This is a genomic window from Paracoccus sp. Z118 (assembly GCF_019061185.1).
Lineage (GTDB): Bacteria > Pseudomonadota > Alphaproteobacteria > Rhodobacterales > Rhodobacteraceae > Paracoccus.
The window spans coordinates 210,802-227,817 of the sequence record NZ_JAHQZU010000004.1 but is presented as its reverse complement, the minus strand read 5'-3'; the positions used below and the strand labels follow the sequence as shown (position 1 = coordinate 227,817).

The 17,016-nt window shown below is 67.5% G+C and carries 15 protein-coding genes and 1 tRNA gene; 10 read left to right on the top strand and 6 right to left on the bottom strand.

Annotated features, from left to right (window positions below; translation table 11 throughout):
* Positions 1 to 10: 10 nt before the first annotated feature.
* Together KTN05_RS05125 and KTN05_RS05120 are read right to left on the bottom strand one after the other, a co-directional pair.
* Positions 11 to 724 (bottom strand): response regulator transcription factor, encoded by a 714-nt coding sequence (locus KTN05_RS05125; RefSeq protein ID WP_217328300.1) that lies wholly within the window; start codon positions 722 to 724, stop codon positions 11 to 13.
* Positions 714 to 2,585, bottom strand: a complete 1,872-nt coding sequence (locus KTN05_RS05120; protein WP_217328299.1) for a PAS-domain containing protein — start codon at positions 2,583 to 2,585, stop codon at positions 714 to 716. Before KTN05_RS05120 ends, KTN05_RS05125 begins: the two co-directional genes overlap by 11 nt.
* A gap of 154 nt (positions 2,586 to 2,739) precedes the next feature.
* Here KTN05_RS05120 and KTN05_RS05115 point away from each other — a divergent pair, with 154 nt between their 5' ends.
* The 8 genes from KTN05_RS05115 (at position 2,740) to KTN05_RS05080 (ending at position 12,673) form a co-directional block, all read left to right on the top strand.
* Positions 2,740 to 4,737 (top strand): AMP-binding protein, encoded by a 1,998-nt coding sequence (locus KTN05_RS05115; protein ID WP_217328298.1) that lies wholly within the window; start codon positions 2,740 to 2,742, stop codon positions 4,735 to 4,737.
* A 5-nt stretch (positions 4,738 to 4,742) separates the two neighbouring features.
* Positions 4,743 to 5,558: an ABC transporter ATP-binding protein gene (locus KTN05_RS05110; protein WP_217328337.1), complete on the top strand. Its 816-nt coding sequence runs from the start codon at positions 4,743 to 4,745 to the stop codon at positions 5,556 to 5,558.
* A 33-nt stretch (positions 5,559 to 5,591) separates the two neighbouring features.
* Positions 5,592 to 6,575 (top strand): branched-chain amino acid ABC transporter permease, encoded by a 984-nt coding sequence (locus KTN05_RS05105; RefSeq protein ID WP_371823278.1) that lies wholly within the window; start codon positions 5,592 to 5,594, stop codon positions 6,573 to 6,575.
* Positions 6,576 to 6,668: 93 nt separating this feature from the next.
* Complete coding sequence (locus tag KTN05_RS05100) at positions 6,669 to 7,745, top strand: branched-chain amino acid ABC transporter permease (RefSeq protein WP_217328297.1); 1,077 nt, start codon at positions 6,669 to 6,671, stop codon at positions 7,743 to 7,745.
* Positions 7,746 to 7,805: 60 nt separating this feature from the next.
* Positions 7,806 to 9,089, top strand: coding sequence for an ABC transporter substrate-binding protein (locus KTN05_RS05095; RefSeq protein WP_217328296.1), 1,284 nt, complete (start codon positions 7,806 to 7,808; stop codon positions 9,087 to 9,089).
* A 55-nt stretch (positions 9,090 to 9,144) separates the two neighbouring features.
* On the top strand, positions 9,145 to 9,990 hold the full coding sequence (locus tag KTN05_RS05090) for an ABC transporter ATP-binding protein (protein ID WP_254367992.1): 846 nt from the start codon (positions 9,145 to 9,147) through the stop codon (positions 9,988 to 9,990).
* A gap of 10 nt (positions 9,991 to 10,000) precedes the next feature.
* Positions 10,001 to 11,218 carry a phenylacetate--CoA ligase family protein gene (locus KTN05_RS05085; protein WP_217328295.1) on the top strand — a complete coding sequence of 406 codons (1,218 nt, stop codon included), beginning with the start codon at positions 10,001 to 10,003 and terminating at the stop codon, positions 11,216 to 11,218.
* Between the two features lie 30 nt (positions 11,219 to 11,248).
* Entirely contained in the window at positions 11,249 to 12,673 is a 1,425-nt protein-coding gene (locus KTN05_RS05080) for a peptidoglycan-binding domain-containing protein (RefSeq protein WP_217328294.1), read from the top strand.
* Positions 12,674 to 12,769: 96 nt separating this feature from the next.
* Here KTN05_RS05080 and ykgO read toward each other — a convergent pair whose 3' ends face one another.
* Positions 12,770 to 12,895, bottom strand: coding sequence for a type B 50S ribosomal protein L36 (ykgO, locus tag KTN05_RS05075; protein WP_217328293.1), 126 nt, complete (start codon positions 12,893 to 12,895; stop codon positions 12,770 to 12,772).
* Between the two features lie 83 nt (positions 12,896 to 12,978).
* Positions 12,979 to 13,053 (bottom strand) — tRNA-Val (locus tag KTN05_RS05070).
* Between the two features lie 152 nt (positions 13,054 to 13,205).
* On the opposite strand from KTN05_RS05070, the gene KTN05_RS05065 reads away from it, so the two are divergent.
* Complete coding sequence (locus tag KTN05_RS05065) at positions 13,206 to 14,072, top strand: N-formylglutamate amidohydrolase (protein WP_217328292.1); 867 nt, start codon at positions 13,206 to 13,208, stop codon at positions 14,070 to 14,072.
* Entirely contained in the window at positions 14,069 to 15,205 is a 1,137-nt protein-coding gene (gene nagA, locus KTN05_RS05060; protein ID WP_217328291.1) for an N-acetylglucosamine-6-phosphate deacetylase, read from the top strand. The genes KTN05_RS05065 and nagA overlap by 4 nt, the downstream gene beginning before the upstream one ends.
* Here nagA and KTN05_RS05055 read toward each other — a convergent pair.
* Together KTN05_RS05055 and KTN05_RS05050 are read right to left on the bottom strand one after the other, a co-directional pair.
* A complete protein-coding gene (locus tag KTN05_RS05055) occupies positions 15,190 to 15,849 on the bottom strand; it encodes a YggS family pyridoxal phosphate-dependent enzyme (RefSeq protein WP_217328290.1) in 660 nt (219 codons plus the stop codon). The genes nagA and KTN05_RS05055 overlap by 16 nt on opposite strands.
* A gap of 68 nt (positions 15,850 to 15,917) precedes the next feature.
* Positions 15,918 to 16,907 carry a porin gene (locus tag KTN05_RS05050; RefSeq protein WP_217328289.1) on the bottom strand — a complete coding sequence of 330 codons (990 nt, stop codon included), beginning with the start codon at positions 16,905 to 16,907 and terminating at the stop codon, positions 15,918 to 15,920.
* Positions 16,908 to 17,016: the final 109 nt, after the last annotated feature.

Below are 17,016 nucleotides of genomic sequence, written 5' to 3'. Positions count from 1 at the left end.
GAACGCGGCGTCAGCCCCATTCCACCTCGGACAGGAAGATATAGCCCGCGCCGTAGATCGTCTTGATGAGGCGCGGGTTCTTCGTGTCCTCGCCCAGTTTGGTCCGCAGGCGCGAGACACGCACGTCCATCGCCCGGTCGAAGCTGTCGCCCGCCGTGCCGCCCAGCTGCTCCAGCATCTGCGCGCGGGTGACGAGCCGGCGCGGGCTGTCCAGGAACATGCGCAGCATTTCCGATTCCGCATGGCTCAGCGGCGCTTCGCCGCCGTCCGGAGATGTCACGGTGTAGCGGTCGAAATCGGCGGTCCAGCCGGAAAAACGGGCTCTCTGGCTTTCGGTGCGGACGGCCTCGCGCGCGGGCTTGCGGAGGCGGGCGCGGATGCGGGCCACCACCTCGGCCGGGTCGAAGGGCTTGGTCACGTAGTCGTCGGCGCCGAGTTCCAGCCCCGTCACCCGGTCCTGCACCTGGGCCCGGCCCGAGATGATGATGATCGCCGTGCCCGACTGGGTCGCCAGCCGGTGGACCAGCGCCAACCCGTCGCGGTCGGGCAGGCCCAGATCGATCAGGCAGGCGTCGGGGGTCATCCGCCGAAGCGCCGCCTCGAATTCCGTCGCGCGGGCAAAGCTTGCGGTGCGGAAGCCCGCATCCTCCAGCGCCGAGGCGAGAAGGCGGCGGATTTCGGGCTCGTCGTCCAGAATCGCGATCAGGGGGGCGTCACTCGTCAACCGGCAGCCTTTCAAGCTGGGCGGCAAGCTCGGCCGCGAGGAAGGGTTTGGTCAGGACCGGCGCGGCAAGCCCCGCCCGGTCGGGATCGTCCGGCGGCAGCGCCGTCATCAGCAGCAGCGGCAGGCCGGTGCCAGCCAGATCGGCGCCGCGCCCGTCGCCCAGTTGCAGGTCCGACAGAATCAGCGACAGCCCCGGCAGATCGGTCAGCGCCCGCGCCTCGGCCAGCGATCCGGCCTCGATCACCGCGTGGCCGAGCGCCGTCAGCATCTCGCGCACGCTTTCCCGCACCCGGTCGTCATCGTCCACCAGCAGCGTCATGCGCGGCGTGGCCGGGCGCCGCGGCAGGCGGATGCGGACCCGCGCGCCCCGTCCGGGCGCGTTCTCCAGCCGCAGCGTGCCGCCGGCAAGCTTGGTCTGGTCATAGACCATCGGCAGCCCCAGCCCCCAGCCCTGCCCGGCCTTGGTGGTGAAAAACGGCTCGGTCGCCCGCTTCAGCGTGGTCCCGTTGAAGCCGGGCCCGCTATCCCTCACGGTGATCTCGATCCAGTCGCCCGCCGCCCGCGCGGTCAGGTCGATTTGGCCCTGCCCCGCCATCGCCTCATGCGCGTTCAGCAGCAGGTTCAGCAGCGAATCCTGAAGCGAGCCGGGGTCCAGCAGCAGCGGCCCCGGCGGCAGGTCGCAGGCAAGGGCAAGCTCCACCCCCGGACCCAGAGAGGGGCGCGCCATCGCCGCCAGCCCGCCCAGAAGCTCCGGCAGGTCCACTGCCTGCGGCGTCAGCGAACGCGGGCCGGTGATCGTCGCAATCCGGTTCAGCAGCGCCGCGCCCCGCTCCGCTGCCGCCCGCGTCGCCTGCACGTCAGCCGCGGCGGCGGGGGCCAAGTCGGATTTCGCCAGCCGCCCCTGGAGCCCGAGGATGATCGTCATCAGGTTGCCGAAGTCATGCGCGAGGCCCGAGGTCATCTGCGCCGCCACCGCGCGGCGGGCCGTGTGGGTCAGTGCCTCGCGCGCCTCGACCTCGGCCGTGACATCCGTTGACAGGACATAGGCGCCGCCCCCCGCGCGGTCGGGGTTGAAGGCGATGCGGATGCGCCGCCCGGTCGGCGGGTGCGTCATCTCGAACACCTGCGGCTGCCCGGCAAGCGCGCAGTCCAGATGCGGGCGGATGCGGGAAAACGTCTCCTCTCCCAGCAGATCGGGCGCGGCGCGGCCAACGATCCCCCCCGCCGTCCCGGCGCCGGGGAACACCGCGCCAAGCTGGTTGTTGGAGAAGGTATAGCGGTAATCCCGGTCCACATGGGCGATATGGGCGGGCACCATCTCCGTCACCTGCCGGGTCCGCGCCTCGGATTCGGTGACGATCCGCTTGGCCTCCCGCAGGGCCGCGTTCGAGGCGGCGAGCGCCCGGTTCGCCGCCGACAGCCGCTCGGCATGGGCCAGCAACTGCTCGGACAGCTCCTCCGACCGGGCGCGCAGCAGCGTTTCCTGCCGCCGGATTCCGGTGATGTCGGTATAGACCGCGACCCAGCCGCCCTGACTCAGCGGCGCCCCCTCGACCGAGACGACCATGCCGTTCGGCCGCGTCCGCTCGATGTAATGCGGCTGGAAGGTCCGCGCCTGATCCACCCGGACCCGCACCGCCTCTTCGATGCTGGCGACCTCGCCATATTCGCCGCGGCGCACCAGATAGTCGATCGTATCCTCGAACCGGGTGCCGAATCGGGTCAGCCGGTCGGGCAGATCGAACATCTGCTGATAGGGCCGGTTGCACACCGCCAGCCGCAGATCGGCATCGAAGATCGAGATCGCCTGCGCGATCAGGTTGAGCCCCGACTGCGTCAGTTCGCTGTGATCCTGCGTCATCTCCAACCTGCCGCCCCCTCGCGCTGCAACAATTTGTAGGATTCGGGCAAAACTCACGCAAGGATCACGCATGATGGTGCAGGCAGGAACCGGAAGGGAAGAGGAGCCCGGATGGTTCGTGACGTCGCCCCGTGGCACGTCTGAGGGAGGACAGATGCAGATCAACGCGCAGCCCGAGGCGGGCCTGCGGTCCATTCCCGCGCTCATCGCGCGGAATGCCGCGACCTACGCAGGCCGCCCCGCTTACCGCGAAAAGGAGTTCGGGATCTGGCAAAGCTGGACCTGGGCCGAGGCGCAGCGAGAAATCCGCGACCTCGCGCTGGGATTCCTCGCGCTCGGACTGAAACGCGGCGATCATGTCGCAGTCGTCGGCCGCAACCGGCCAGCGCATTACTGGTCGATCATCGCCGCGCAGATGTGCGGCGCGATTCCCGTGCCGCTCTATCAGGACGCCGTCGCGGTCGAGATGGCCTATGTGCTCGGCCATTCCGGCGCCCGCTTCGTCGTCTGCGGCGATCAGGAGCAGGTGGACAAGATCATCGAGGCCGAGGAAGCGGACACCTCGGTCGAGCAGATCATCTACACCGACAGGCGCGGGATGCGGAAATACGACCATACCCGCATGAACTGGCTCAGCGACGTGCAGGCCGAAGGCCGCGCCGCCCATCAGCGGCTGGACGCGGAACTGGACGCCCGGATCGCCGAACTGGATTACGACAGCACCTGCGTGATGCTGTATACCTCGGGCACCACCGGCAAGCCCAAGGGCGTGGTGCTGTCCAACCGCAACATCATCGAGACGGCGCGCAACTCCTCGGCCTTCGACGGGCTGAAGCCGAACGAGGACGTGCTCGCCTATCTGCCGATGGCCTGGGTCGGGGACTTCATCTTCTCGATCGGGCAGGCCTGCTGGACCGGGTTCTGCGTGAACTGCCCGGAAAGCCCCGACACGATGATGACCGACCTGCGCGAGATCGGGCCGACCTATTTCTTCGCCCCGCCGCGCGTATTCGAGGGCCAGCTGACCAGCGTGATGATCCGCATGGAGGATGCCGGCCGGTTCAAGAAATGGCTGTTCGACCACTACATGGCGCTTGCCCGCCGCATCGGCCCGGCCCTGCTGGACGGCCAGCCCGTGGGGGCGCTGGACCGGCTGCGCTATAAGCTCGGCAAGCTGTTCGTCTATGGCCCGCTCAAGAACACGCTGGGCTTTTCCCGCATCCGCGTCGGCTACACCGCAGGTGAGGCGATCGGGCCCGAGATCTTCGATTTCTACCGCAGTCTCGGGATCAACCTGAAGCAGCTCTACGGCCAGACCGAGGCGTCGGTCTTCATCACCCAGCAGCCGGACGGGCAGGTGCAGTCCGATACCGTCGGCGTGCCCACGCCGGGGGTCGAGGTCCGCATCGCCGACAATGGCGAGGTATTCTACCGCAGCCCCGGCACCTTCGTCGAATACTACAAGAACGCCGAAAGCACGGCCTCGACCAAAGACCCGCAAGGCTGGGTCGCCACCGGGGACGCCGGCTTCTTCGAGGAAAGCACCGGGCATCTGCGGATCATCGATCGCGTCAAGGACGTGGGCCGGATGGCCGACGGGACGATGTTCGCGCCGAAGTATGTCGAGAACAAGCTGAAGTTCTATCCCAACATCCTCGAGGCGGTGGTGATCGGCAACGACCGCGATTACTGCACCGCGCTGATCAACATCGACCTGACGGCGGTGGGCAACTGGGCCGAGCGCAACAACATCGCCTATGCGTCCTATCAGGAACTCGCCGGCCACCCGCAGGTCTATGAAACCATCAGGGCCCATGTGGAGGAGGTGAACGCCTCGGTCGCGCGCGACCCGCTGCTGTCCGGCTGCCAGGTGCGCCGCTTCCTCGTGCTGCACAAGGAACTCGACGCCGACGATGGCGAGATGACGCGCACCCGCAAGATCAAGCGCGGGGTGATCGGCGAGAAATACGCCGACCTGATCGCCGCGCTCTATGACGGGAAGGACAGCATCTACACCGAAACCGAGGTCACCTATGAGGACGGCCGCAAGGGCAGGCTGAAGGCCACCGTGCGGATCGAGGATGCGCGAGTCTTCACCCCGGCCGGTTCCGCGAAGGACCCGACCCCGCTGCACAAGGTGGCCGCCGAATGACGATCATGGAAAACCCGGCCGGTTACATCACCGCCGATGGCCGCAAGATCGGCGGCACGCTGATGGACCTGCGCAACATCACCCTGCGCTTCGGCGGCGTGACTGCGATCAAGGACATCAGCTTCGACATCCGCGAGGGCGAGATCCGCGCCATCATCGGCCCGAACGGCGCCGGCAAGTCGTCGATGCTGAACGTCATTTCGGGCTTCTACGTCCCGCAGGAAGGCGAGGTCTGGTTCCGGGGCCAGCGGCGCGGGCAGATGCGCCCCTATCAGGTCGCCCGGCTGGGCATCGCCCGGACGTTCCAGAACATCGCCCTGTTCGACGGCATGTCGGTGCTGGACAACATCATGACCGGCCGGCTGACGATGATGAAATCGAACCTGCTGCAACAGGCGGTCTGGCGGGGCGCGGCCGAACGCGAGGAGACCGCGCACCGCGAGAAGGTCGAGAAGATCATCGACTTCCTGGAGATCCAGAACATCCGCAAGACTCCGGTCGGCCGCCTGCCCTACGGGCTCAAGAAGCGCGTCGAACTCGCCCGCGCCCTGGCGGCCGAGCCGAACCTGCTGCTGCTGGACGAGCCGATGGCCGGCATGAACGTCGAGGAGAAGGAAGACATGTCCCGCTTCATCCTCGACGTGAACGACGAGTTCGGAACCACCATCGCCCTGATCGAGCATGACATGGGCGTGGTGATGGACCTCAGCGACCGGGTGGTCGTGATGGATTACGGCCGCAAGATCGGCGACGGCACCCCGGACGAGGTGCGCAACAATCAGGCGGTGATCGACGCCTATCTGGGGGTCGCCCATGACTGACGCCAACCAACTCATTGCAAGGGGCGCCCGCTGATGGAGCAGCTTCTCTACGTCGCCGAACTGGTGATGAACGGGCTGATGACCGGGGTGATGTATGCCCTCGTCGCGCTCGGCTTCGTGCTGATCTTCAAGGCGTCGGGCGTCTTCAACTACTCGCAGGGCGTGCTGGCGCTGTTCGCCGCCCTGACGCTGGTGGGCATCCAGAACGGCCAGATCCCCTTCGCCCATCTCATCAACGCCATGTTCGGCACCAACCTGCACAGCTTCGGCTGGACGGTGCCATCGGTGCTGGCGATCCTGCTGACCGCGGGGGTGATGGTGCTCCTGGCGCTCGCCATCGAAAAGCTGGTGCTGCGCCATCTGGTCGGGCAGGAGCCGATCATCCTCTTCATGGCGACGATCGGGCTTGCCTATTTCCTCGAAGGCTTCGGGGACGTGATGTGGGGCGCCGACGTCAAGACGCTGGACGTGGGACTGCCGCAGGGCATCTCGGATACCGCCGAGGCCTGGACGGCGCAGCTCACCGGCTACGGCTTCTTCATCGACCGGCTGGATATCTGGGCCGCGATCGTCGCCACGGCGCTGGTGGCCGCGCTGGTCGCCTTCAGCCAGTTCACCAAGCAGGGCCGCGCCATGCGGGCCGTCGCCGACGACCATCAGGCGGCGCTGTCGGTGGGCATCTCGCTGCAGTTCATCTGGATCATGGTCTGGTCGATCGCCGGCTTCGTGGCGCTGGTCGCGGGCATCATGTGGGGCACCAAGTCGGGGGTGCAGTTCTCGCTGTCGCTCATCGCGCTCAAGGCGCTGCCGGTGCTGATGCTGGGCGGCTTCACCTCGATCCCCGGCGCAATCGTCGGCGGGCTCATCATCGGCGTGGGCGAGAAGCTGTTCGAGTTCTTCGTCGGCCCGATGATCGGCGGCGCGACGGAGACCTGGTTCGCCTATGTCCTCGCGCTGATCTTCCTCGTCTTCCGGCCGCAGGGCCTCTTCGGCGAAAGGATCATCGAACGTGTGTGACCCGGCGTCCGGCCCCGATCTTCTGTCCGGAAATATCCTCGGGGGTCCGGGGGTGGAAAACCCCCGGTGCGACCGTCACGAAAGGACCGCACAATGATCTATCGTGAAGCCGGCGACTTCAAGGCCAGCTACCGGGCGGACGGCCAGACCTTTCCGCTGCGCCTCGACCGGACGGCCTACTGGGCGCTGCTGGCGGTCGCCTTTCTGGTGGTGCCGTTCGTCATCACCGACTACTGGGCGACCTCGGTGCTGGTGCCGTTTCTGATCTACGCGATCGCGGCGCTGGGGCTGAACATTCTCGTCGGCTATACCGGGCAGGTCTCGCTGGGGACCGGCGGGTTCATGGCGGTGGGGGCATACGCCACCTACAAGCTTACGACCATGTTCCCGGACGTGTCGATCCTGATCCATGTCGTTCTGGCAGGCGGGGTCACGGCGCTGGTCGGGATGCTGTTCGGCCTGCCGAGCCTCAGGATCAAGGGCTTCTACCTCGCCGTCTCGACGCTCGCGGCGCAGTTCTTCCTGATCTGGCTCTTCAACAAGGTGCCGTGGTTCTACAACTACTCGGCCTCGGGCCAGATCACGATGCCCGAGCGGACGGTGTTCGGCGTCCTCGTGACCGGCCCCTCGACCTCGGCACCGGCCAAGTATCTCGTCTGCCTCGGCTTCGCGGTGATCCTCGCCTGGCTCGCGCGCAACCTGACGCGCGGCACGTCGGGCCGCAAATGGATGGCGATCCGCGACATGGACATCGCCGCCGAGATCATCGGGGTGAACCCGCTGACGGCCAAGCTGACCTCGTTCGCGGTATCGTCCTTCATGATCGGCATCGCCGGGGCGCTGTTCTTCGCCGTCTATCTGGGCGCGGCCGAGGCGTCCGAGTCCTTCGGGATCAACAAGTCCTTCCTGATCCTGTTCATGGTGATCATCGGCGGCTTGGGCTCGGTCTTCGGCAGCTTCGCGGGCGCGGCCTTCATGGTGCTGCTGCCGGTTCTGCTGAAAAACGTGCTGGTCGGCGGCATGGGCTGGCCGACCGACCTCGCCGCCCATATCGAGCTGATGATCGTCGGCGCGCTGATCGTCTTCTTCCTGATCGTCGAGCCACATGGCCTCGCGCAGCTCTGGCGGCTGACCAAGGAAAAACTGCGGCTGTGGCCGTTCCCGCACTGAACATCAACACCAAGACCGGGGTCCGCCCGGCGCCAACAAACACCCCTTGGGAGGAAACTGATGAAACTTCGCTTCGCCGCCGCAGTCGCCGCCGCCATGATGGCCGCGGGCCCTGCAATGGCCGATCTTCTGGTGCCGCATCTGAGCTATCGCACCGGCCCCTATGCCGGGAACGGCAACCAGTATGCCGACGGCTTCAACGACTACTTCACCCTCATCAACGAACGCGACGGCGGCATCGGCGGCGAGAAGATCCTGACCCCGGAATGCGAGACGGCCTACAACACCGAGAAGGGCGTCGAGTGCTACGAGGCAAACAAGAGCGAGGCGGCCCTGCTCTACAACCCGATGTCCACCGGGATCACCTATCAGCTGATCCCGAAGGTCGCGGCGGATGAGAAGGTGCTCTACACCCCCGGTTATGGCCGCACCTCGGCCAAGAACGGCGACGTCTTCAAGTGGGTGTTCAACGCCCCCGCGAACTACTGGGACGGCGCTTCGGTCGCGATCAAGTATCTGCTGGACGAGAACGGCGGCAGCCTTGAAGGCAAGAAGATCGCGCTGATCTATCACAACTCGGCCTATGGGAAGGAGCCGATCCGCACCCTTCAGGACCTGTCGGAAAAGCACGGCTTCACCCTGACCGAGCTGCCCGTCGATCCACCCGGCCAGGAACAGAAATCGCAGTGGCTGCAGATCCGCCGCGAAAAGCCCGACTACGTCATCATGTGGGGCTGGGGCGTGATGAACCAGGCCGCCATCCAGGAGGCCGCCAACATCCGCTTTCCGATGGAAAACTTCATCGGCATCTGGTGGTCGGGCGGCGAGGTGGACGTGCAGCCCGCAGGCGCAGCCGCGGATGGCTACAAGTCGCTGACCTTCAACGGCGTGGGCACCGACTACCCGTTCTATGACGACCTGAAGACCCATGTCATCGACCCCGGCAAGGCGTCGGGTGGCGGGCAGTTCGTCGGCTCGGCCGTCTATTCGCGCGGCGTCTATGCGGCCCTCATCATCGGCGAGGCGATCAGCAAGGCGCAGGAACTGGCGGGGACCCCGCAGATCAACGCGGCGCAACTGCGCGACGGGTTCGAGGCGCTGGACATCTCCGAGGAACGGATGGCCGAGCTTGGCTTGCCGGGCTTCGGCCAGCCGATCCAGCTTTCCTGCGAAAACCACGGCGGTGCCGGGATGGCCCGGCTGCAGCAGTGGGATGCCGACACCGGCACGTGGTCGCTCATCACCGACTTCATCCAGCCGGATGCCGAGGTGCTGGACCCGCTGATCGCCGAGGATTCGGCGGCCTACGCCGCGGAAGCCGGCATCACGCCGCGCTGCGGCTGACCAGACCCCTGCTCCGGCGGATCGCCGCCGGGGCAACCTTATCCGCGAGGACGCCATGCTCGACACCGCAACCGCCCCGATGACGACCGCAAGCACGGCCGAGACCCTGCTCGAGGTCAACAACATCGAGGTGATCTACAACCACGTCATCCTGGTGCTGAAAGGCGTCAGCCTGCACGTGCCCAAGGGCGGGATCACCGCGCTGCTGGGCGGCAACGGCGCGGGCAAGACGACGACTCTCAAGGCGATCTCGAACCTGCTGGCGTCCGAGCGGGGCGAGGTCACGAAGGGCGCGATCACCTATCGCGGGCAGAACGTGACGACGCTGAACCCGGCCGAGCTGGTCAAGAAGGGCGTCATTCAGGTGATGGAAGGCCGCCACTGCTTCGAGCATCTGACGGTCGAGGAGAACCTGCTGACCGGCGCCTATACCCGCACGGACGGCGGCGGCGCGATCAAGCGCGACCTCGAGATGGTCTATACCTACTTTCCGCGCCTCAAGGAGCGGCGCAAGTCGCAGGCCGGCTACACCTCCGGCGGCGAGCAGCAGATGGTCGCCATGGGCCGCGCGCTGATGAGCCGCCCGGAAACGATCCTGCTGGACGAGCCGTCCATGGGCCTCGCCCCGCAACTGGTCGAGCAGATCTTCCAGATCGTGAAGGCCGTGAACGAAGGCGAGGGCGTGACCTTCCTGCTGGCCGAGCAGAACACCAACGTGGCGCTGCGCTACGCCCATTACGGCTATATCCTGGAAAACGGCCGGGTGGTGATGGACGGCGACGCCGCCTCGCTGCGCGAGAACCCGGACGTGAAGGAATTCTACCTGGGCATGTCGGACGAGGGCCGCAAATCCTTCCGCGACGTGCGCAGCTATCGCCGCCGCAAGCGCTGGCTGGCCTGAGGACATCGCCATGACCCATTACGACGATCTGGAAACCCGCAGCGCGGACGAGCGGGAAGGCGCGCTCGCGTCCGTGCTGGCCCGCGCGATCGCGACCGCCAAGCTGACCCCCGGCCTCGCCCGTCCGCTCCGCGACGTGGAGCCGGGCGACGTGCGCAGCCGCGCCGATCTCGCCCGCCTGCCGGTCATCCGCAAGTCCGAGCTTGTGGAGGCGCAGAAGAAGAAGCCCCCCTTCGGCGGCTACACCACCCGCCGCGCGACCGAGTTCGACCACATCTTCCAGTCCCCCGGCCCGATCTACGAGCCCGGTCGGCTGGAGGGCGACTGGTGGCGGCTGGGCCGCTTTCTGCACGCGGCGGGCGTGGGGCATGGCGACATCGTGCAGAACTGCTTCGGCTATCACCTGACGCCGGCGGGGATGATGTTCGACAGCGGCGCCCGCGCCGTGGGCGCGGCGGTGCTGCCAGCGGGCACGGGGCAGACCGAGTTGCAGGTGCAGGCGGCGGTGGATGTGGGCAGCACGGTCTATGCCGGCACCCCCGACTATCTGAAGGTGATCCTCGACAAGGCCGACGAACTGGGCGCGACCCTCTCCATCACCCGCGCGACGGTGGGCGGCGGGGCGCTGTTCCCCTCGCTCCGCCAGCTTTACGCCGACCGTGGCATCACCACGCTGCAATGCTACGCGACCGCCGATCTCGGCAACATCGCCTATGAATCCGAAGCGATGGAGGGGATGATCGTGGACGAGGGCGTGGTCGTCGAAATCGTCCGCCCCGGCACCGGCGATCCGGTCCCCGAGGGCGAAGTGGGCGAGGTCGTCGTCACCACGCTCAACCCCGATTATCCGCTGATCCGCTTCGCCACCGGCGATCTGTCAGCGGTGCTGCCCGGCGTCAGCCGCTGCGGGCGCACCAACATGCGCATCAGGGGCTGGATGGGCCGCGCCGACCAGACCGCCAAGATCAAGGGCATGTTCGTCCGCCCCGAGCAGGTCGCGGTAATCGTCGCCCGCCACCCCGAGATTTCACGCGCCCGTGTCATCGCCGACCGTTCCGGTGAAATGGACGTGATGACCGTGCAACTGGAAACCACAAGCCAAAACACCGCATTATACGAAAGTTCGGTGCTAGAGGCACTCAAGCTCAGGGGTCGGGTCGAAATCGTGGCGCCCGGTTCCTTGCCCAACGACGGCAAGGTGATCGAGGATCGGCGCAGCTACGGATAGGTCCGACCTCGTCACATACGAGGTTTCCGAATGGTCGGACATAGACTTGGACTTTCCGCGGCGCTGGCGTCGGCGGTTCTTCTTTCGGCACCGGCCGCTCAGGCGCAGGATCTGGGGGACATCCTCGGCACCATCGTCGAGGGGATGGTGTCCCAGCAACTGCCGCAGGGCCAGCAGGCGGATGCGCAGGAACGCGCGCTGTGGGATGCGGCGCAGCGGCGCAACACCGTGGCCGCCTATCGTTCGTATCTCGACGATTATCCCAACGGCGCCTTTGCCGCCACGGCCCGCGCCCGCGTCGCCGCCGCCACGGGTTCGGGCGGCGGCCAGTCCCAGCCCGGCACGACCACCGCGCAGCAGGTGGAGGCCAATCTGCGCCTGACCTCGACCGAGCGGCGGCAGGTCCAGCGCGACCTGAACCTCTTCGGCTACGACACCAACGGCACCGATGGCGTGTTCGGCCAGGGCACCCGCCGGGCGATCCGCAACTACCAGAGCAACAACAACTTCGCGGCGACGGGCTACATCACCGGCGAGCAGATCAACACCCTGCGCCGTCAGGCCGACGAGGAGCGCGCCCGCCGCGGCAACGGCGGCACGACCGCCACGCCCGACAACACGAGCAGTTCCGCGCGGACAGAACTGGCGCTGAACCTTTCGCGCAACGACCGGACGCGGATCCAACAGCAGCTGACCAATCTCGGCTACGACACGAACGGCGTCGATGGCCTGTTCGGGTCAGGCACGCGGAGCGCGATCGGCCGCTGGCAGCAGGCGAACAACCTCTCTCGCACCGGCTATCTGAACGCCAGCCAGCTTGCCAGCTTGCGCAATCAGGCGGGCACCCCCGCCACCCCCCGTCCCGGCAACGATGATGTCGAAGAGCAGCTTCTCTCCCTCACCCGCGCCGAACGGATCGAGGCGCAGCGCCTGCTGACCTCGCTCGGCTACGACACGCGCGGGGTGGATGGCGTGTTCGGCTCGGGCACCCGCAACGCCATCGGGCGCTGGCAGGGGGCGAATGGCTGGCCGGCGACCGGCTATCTGAACGCCGATCAGTTCCGGGCGCTCCGCCAGCAGGGCAGCACCCGCACCGAAACCAGCCGAGCGGACGAACAGGCCTGGCAGCGGGCGACGACCGCGAAGACCCTGGCCGGCTATCAGGATTATCTGGACGCCCATCCGAACGGCGCCCATGCCGCCGAGGCCCGGCGGATCGTGGACCGCACCTCCGCCGAACTGGCGCAAGCCGAATCGGCGCTGCTGCCGGAGGCGAGCGTCCGGCGGCTGGTGGAGCAGCGGCTGAGCGAACTCGGCTTCAATCCGGGCGCGGTGGACGGCACCTTCACCTCGACCACGCGGGGGGCGATTCGCGACTATCAGCGGCGCAACGGGCTGACCGTCACCGGCTATGCCGGGCAGCAGACGCTGATGCGGATGCTGGGCGACATCTGAACGCGCGGGCCTGCCTGCCGGCAGGCCCAAAGCAAACCGCCCGCAGCGTGGGCTGCGGGCGGTTCGTGGTTTCCAGACCTGCAAAGGCGCGGGCGATCAGCCCTGACGCGCCTTGAAGCGGCGGTTGGTCTTGTTGATGATGTAGATGCGGCCCTTGCGACGGACCACCTGACAATCGCGGTGACGCCCTTTCAGCGAACGCAGCGAGTTGCGAACCTTCATCGGTCTCTCTCCTCTTCGCGGCGCTCGCGAGTGCGCCTTGAAACTGAAATGCCCCCGGTGACTTGCCGGGGGCGGCGAAACTATGGTGGGCGGTACTGGGATCGAACCAGTGGCCACTACGATGTCAACGTAGTGCTCTACCGCTGAGCTAACCGCCCGTTGCCATGTGATTCCGGGGAAACTGCCCTGAATCGCGCTGGTCCGCGTGTCTATATAGGCGGCCAAAGCCTCGCGCAAGGGGATTTGCGAGGGGCTTTGCGAACCGCCGCGCTTGGCTGTATCCATCGGAGCGGGCGACGGAAAGGGGCCGATGCAAAGCGATTTCCCCACCCTGTTCGATCTGGTCCGGCCGGCGCGGTGGACGGGCGGCGTGATCGTCGCCTCGCCCCATTCCGGGCGCGATTACCCCGACTGGTTCCTGGCCGAATCGCGGCTGGACCTGACGACCCTGCGCTCGTCCGAGGATGCTTTCGTCGATCGCCTGATCGCCCCGGCGGCCACGCATGGCGCGGTGATGCTGACCTCGCGCGTGCCCCGCGCGCTGGTGGACCTGAACCGCGCGCCGGACGAGATCGACCCCCGCGCCGTCGAGGGCAGCGGCACCGGCCGCACCAGCGCGCGGGTGCTGTCGGGCCTCGGCGTGATCCCCCGCGTCGTCGCCCATGGCCGCGAGATCCGCCCCCGCCCGCTGCCGAAGGCCGAGGCGATGCGCCGGATCGACGCGCTGTGGCGGCCCTATCACGCCGCGCTGGCCGCGCTGATGGACGAGGCGCACGCCCGCTTCGGGCGCGCGATCCTGATCGACTTCCACTCCATGCCCCATGCCGCACTGAACCACCTGCCCGGAGAGCCGCCCGAGCTGGTGCTGGGCAACCGCAACGGCCTGTCCGCCGGGCGGAACCTCAGCGCGCAGGTGGCGGCGGCGACCGAGCGGGCGGGCTTTCGCATCCGCCAGAACTCGCCCTTTGCCGGGGCGCATGTGCTGGCCGCGCATGGCCGACCGGCGGAGCGGCGCCACGCGGTGCAGATCGAGATCGACCGCTCGCTCTACATGGACGAGGCGACGATCACCCCGCATCAGGGCTTCGCCACGCTGGCCGAGCGGCTGGACGGGCTGATCGCGGCGCTGATCGGATCGGCGGCGGGCGGCTCGCTGTCCGAGATGGCGGCGGAATGATGGAGCGGCCGAGCGAACCGCGCCTGATCCGGGGCCGGCTGGTCTTCGACGGCAGCGGCGGCGAGCCGCTGGCCGATCATGTCGTGGAGATCGACGGCGGCCGCGTCGTCGCCCTGCGCCCCGCGCGACAGGGCGATCCAGCGCCACTGGCCGGGATCGTCGCGCCGGGTTTCATCGACATGCAGATCAACGGCGCCGCCGACACGCAGTTCAACGACGACCCCACGCCCGAGGCGCTTTCCCGGATCGCCGCCGGAGCGCGCGCCGGGGGGACTGCGCTGCTGCTGCCCACCTTCATCACCGCCCCGGGGCAGGACTATCTACGCGGGGTGGAGGCGGCGCGTCAGGCGATGGCCCGGCGCATCCCCGGCATCCTCGGCGTGCATCTGGAAGGCCCGTTCCTGTCGCCCCGCCGCCCCGGCATCCACGATCCCGCCGCGATCCGCCCGCTTACGGCGGCGGACGTGCAGGCGCTCGACGGATTTCCCGGCGTCCTGCTGGTGACGCTCGCCCCCGAGGCGCAGGACCGGTCCCTGATCGCCGCGCTGGCGGACGCGGGCGCGGTGATCTTCGCCGGCCATAGCGAGGCGCAGCCGGGCGACCTGCCCCCGCAGATCAGCGGCGTCACCCATCTGTGGAACGCCATGAGCCAGCTTACCGGCCGCGCCCCCGGCCTAGTCGGCGCGGCGCTGCAATCGGATCGGCTGTTCGCCGGGATCATCGCGGACGGGCACCATGTCGCTTGGGGGAACGTCGCCATGGCGGCGCGGCTGATGCCGGAGCGGCTGTGCCTCGTCACCGATGCGATGCTGACCCTCGCCGGCACGCGGCGCGAGTTCGACCTGCACGGCGTCACCATCCGGCTGGACGGGGGGCGGCTGACGGACGCGCAGGGCACCCTTGCCGGGGCCCATGTGGCGATGGACGATTCGGTGCGGAACATGATCCGCCACGCGGGGGTCAGCCCGGCGGCGGCCTTGCGGATGGCGTCGGGCAATCCGGCGCGGGCGCTCGGGATCGGGGGCCGCGCGGGGCGGATCGCGCAGGGCTGCCCGGCGACGCTGACGCTGCTGGACGAGGGTTACCACGCGGAAGGCGTCGTCGTGGACGGGGCGCTTTACACGGCCGGATAATCCCGCTCGCCGAAGATCGCGCTGCCGACCCGCACATGCGTCGCGCCCTCGGCGATGGCGATCTCGAAGTCCGCGCTCATCCCCATCGACAGGCCGGGCAGGCCGTTCGCCTCGGCGATCGCGCGCAGCAGGCGGAAATGCGGCGTCGGGTCCTCGCCCTCCGGCGGGATGCACATGGCGCCGTCCAGCCGCAGCCCATCGGCGCGGCAGGCAGCGACGAAGGCGTCGGTCGATTCCGGCAGAACCCCGGCCTTCTGCGGCTCGGAGCCGGTGTTCACCTGCACGAAAAGCTGCGGTTGCCGCCCCATCCCGTCCGCGAGCCGCGCGAGCCTGCCCGCCAGTGACGCGCGGTCGAGCGTGTGGATCGCGTCGAAAAGCTCGGCCGCCACCTTCGCCTTGTTGGATTGCAGGGGGCCGACCATGTGCAGCTCGACCCCCGGAAACTCGGCCCGCCAGTCGGGCCACTTGCCCTGCGCTTCCTGCACGTAGTTTTCACCGAAGATCCGCTGGCCCGCTTCCAGCACGGCGCGCACCCGCTCGGGCGGCTGAACCTTGCTGACCGCGATCAGCGTCACGCTGCGTTCGGGGCGACCCGCCGCCGCCTCGGCGGCGCGGATACGGAGGAGGATGTCGTTCAGAGCCATGCGCGCAGGGTTTCAAATGAAAAGAGCGGGCGCAAGGCCCGCTCTTTCCGTGTCCCCGATCGGGACGATCAGAACGTGAATTTCACGCCCAGGTCCGCGACGGTGTCGTCCACGTAGTCGCTGTCGATGATGCCGCCGGCGAGGGTGACGCCGCCGCCCAGGTTATACTGAGCGCCGATGCCGAACATGTCGAACTCGTCGCCCGTGTTGTTGAGCGCGACGACGTCGGCGGTCCACTCGTCACGGCGCCAGAAGCCACCGATGGTCCAGGCGTCGTCCATCTCGTAGACCACGTCGATACCGTAGCTCTTGTCACGGGCCCCCGTACCGGCGACCTCGTCGATATCGTAGTCCAGATAGACCAGCTTGCCGCTGAGTTGGTTCCACGAACCGCCGATGCTGGCGCCGATCTCTTCACCGATGTCCGAATCCGAGTAGGACAGACCGCCGAAGAACTGATCGCCGTCGTATTTCACACCGAGCGACCAGGCGGCGTCGATGTCATCGCCATCGTCGAAATCGAAGTCATCGAAGTCGCCGCGCGTCACATCGCCCCAGTCACGCGCCACGCCGTCGGTCGCCGAGGCGAAGAACGACAGCTGGTTCATCGTGTATTCGTACAGGACGGTCGGGCCCTGGTTGCGGTTCGCACCGTCGCCGACCAGGTAGTTGAATTCTTCCGGGTCGAACGCGACGGCACCGTCGGTGTAGCCGACCGCGAACAGGTCACCGTGCACAGCTTCGGCGGCGCCAACGGGGTCGCCCATCGACAGCTTGCCGTAGGTGCCCGAGATCCAGACCACGCCACGGTTACCGAAGGCGGCGCTGCGGTAGGTGTTATTGAAGTCTTCCTGGTCGACGCGGAACGAGGCGCCGTACGACAGACCGGTGTCCGATTCGCCGGTCATGTTGAACTTCAGGCGGACGCGGCTGCCGAACTGGACGTCTTCGCCGTCATAGATCATACCCATGCGGGCGTCACCCGACAGGGTGATCTCAGCGGCCGCCACACCGGTCGTCATGACCAGAGCCGTAGTGGCAATCAGAAGCTTTTTCATGGCTTTCCCTCTTGTCTCTCTCTGTATCCCCAATCCGGCGTTGCGGTTTGAGCATGGAATAGCTCTCGCGCTTTCATGGGCTCAATGCAATGAAATGGCCCGGACTCCG

What these genes read in the sequence shown, in the direction of transcription:
- KTN05_RS05055 (WP_217328290.1), bottom strand. Translation starts at nt 15,849, where the DNA reads ATGGCTCTGAACGACATCCTCCTCCGTATCCGCGCCGCCGAGGCGGCG.
- KTN05_RS05095 (WP_217328296.1), top strand. Translation starts at nt 7,806, where the DNA reads ATGAAACTTCGCTTCGCCGCCGCAGTCGCCGCCGCCATGATGGCCGCG.
- KTN05_RS05120 (WP_217328299.1), bottom strand. Translation starts at nt 2,585, where the DNA reads ATGACGCAGGATCACAGCGAACTGACGCAGTCGGGGCTCAACCTGATC.
- ykgO (WP_217328293.1), bottom strand. Translation starts at nt 12,895, where the DNA reads ATGAAGGTTCGCAACTCGCTGCGTTCGCTGAAAGGGCGTCACCGCGAT.
- KTN05_RS05085 (WP_217328295.1), top strand. Translation starts at nt 10,001, where the DNA reads ATGACCCATTACGACGATCTGGAAACCCGCAGCGCGGACGAGCGGGAA.
- KTN05_RS05065 (WP_217328292.1), top strand. Translation starts at nt 13,206, where the DNA reads ATGCAAAGCGATTTCCCCACCCTGTTCGATCTGGTCCGGCCGGCGCGG.
- KTN05_RS05080 (WP_217328294.1), top strand. Translation starts at nt 11,249, where the DNA reads ATGGTCGGACATAGACTTGGACTTTCCGCGGCGCTGGCGTCGGCGGTT.
- KTN05_RS05090 (WP_254367992.1), top strand. Translation starts at nt 9,145, where the DNA reads ATGCTCGACACCGCAACCGCCCCGATGACGACCGCAAGCACGGCCGAG.
- nagA (WP_217328291.1), top strand. Translation starts at nt 14,069, where the DNA reads ATGATGGAGCGGCCGAGCGAACCGCGCCTGATCCGGGGCCGGCTGGTC.
- KTN05_RS05115 (WP_217328298.1), top strand. Translation starts at nt 2,740, where the DNA reads ATGCAGATCAACGCGCAGCCCGAGGCGGGCCTGCGGTCCATTCCCGCG.
- KTN05_RS05105 (WP_371823278.1), top strand. Translation starts at nt 5,592, where the DNA reads ATGGAGCAGCTTCTCTACGTCGCCGAACTGGTGATGAACGGGCTGATG.
- KTN05_RS05050 (WP_217328289.1), bottom strand. Translation starts at nt 16,907, where the DNA reads ATGAAAAAGCTTCTGATTGCCACTACGGCTCTGGTCATGACGACCGGT.
- KTN05_RS05100 (WP_217328297.1), top strand. Translation starts at nt 6,669, where the DNA reads ATGATCTATCGTGAAGCCGGCGACTTCAAGGCCAGCTACCGGGCGGAC.
- KTN05_RS05110 (WP_217328337.1), top strand. Translation starts at nt 4,743, where the DNA reads ATGGAAAACCCGGCCGGTTACATCACCGCCGATGGCCGCAAGATCGGC.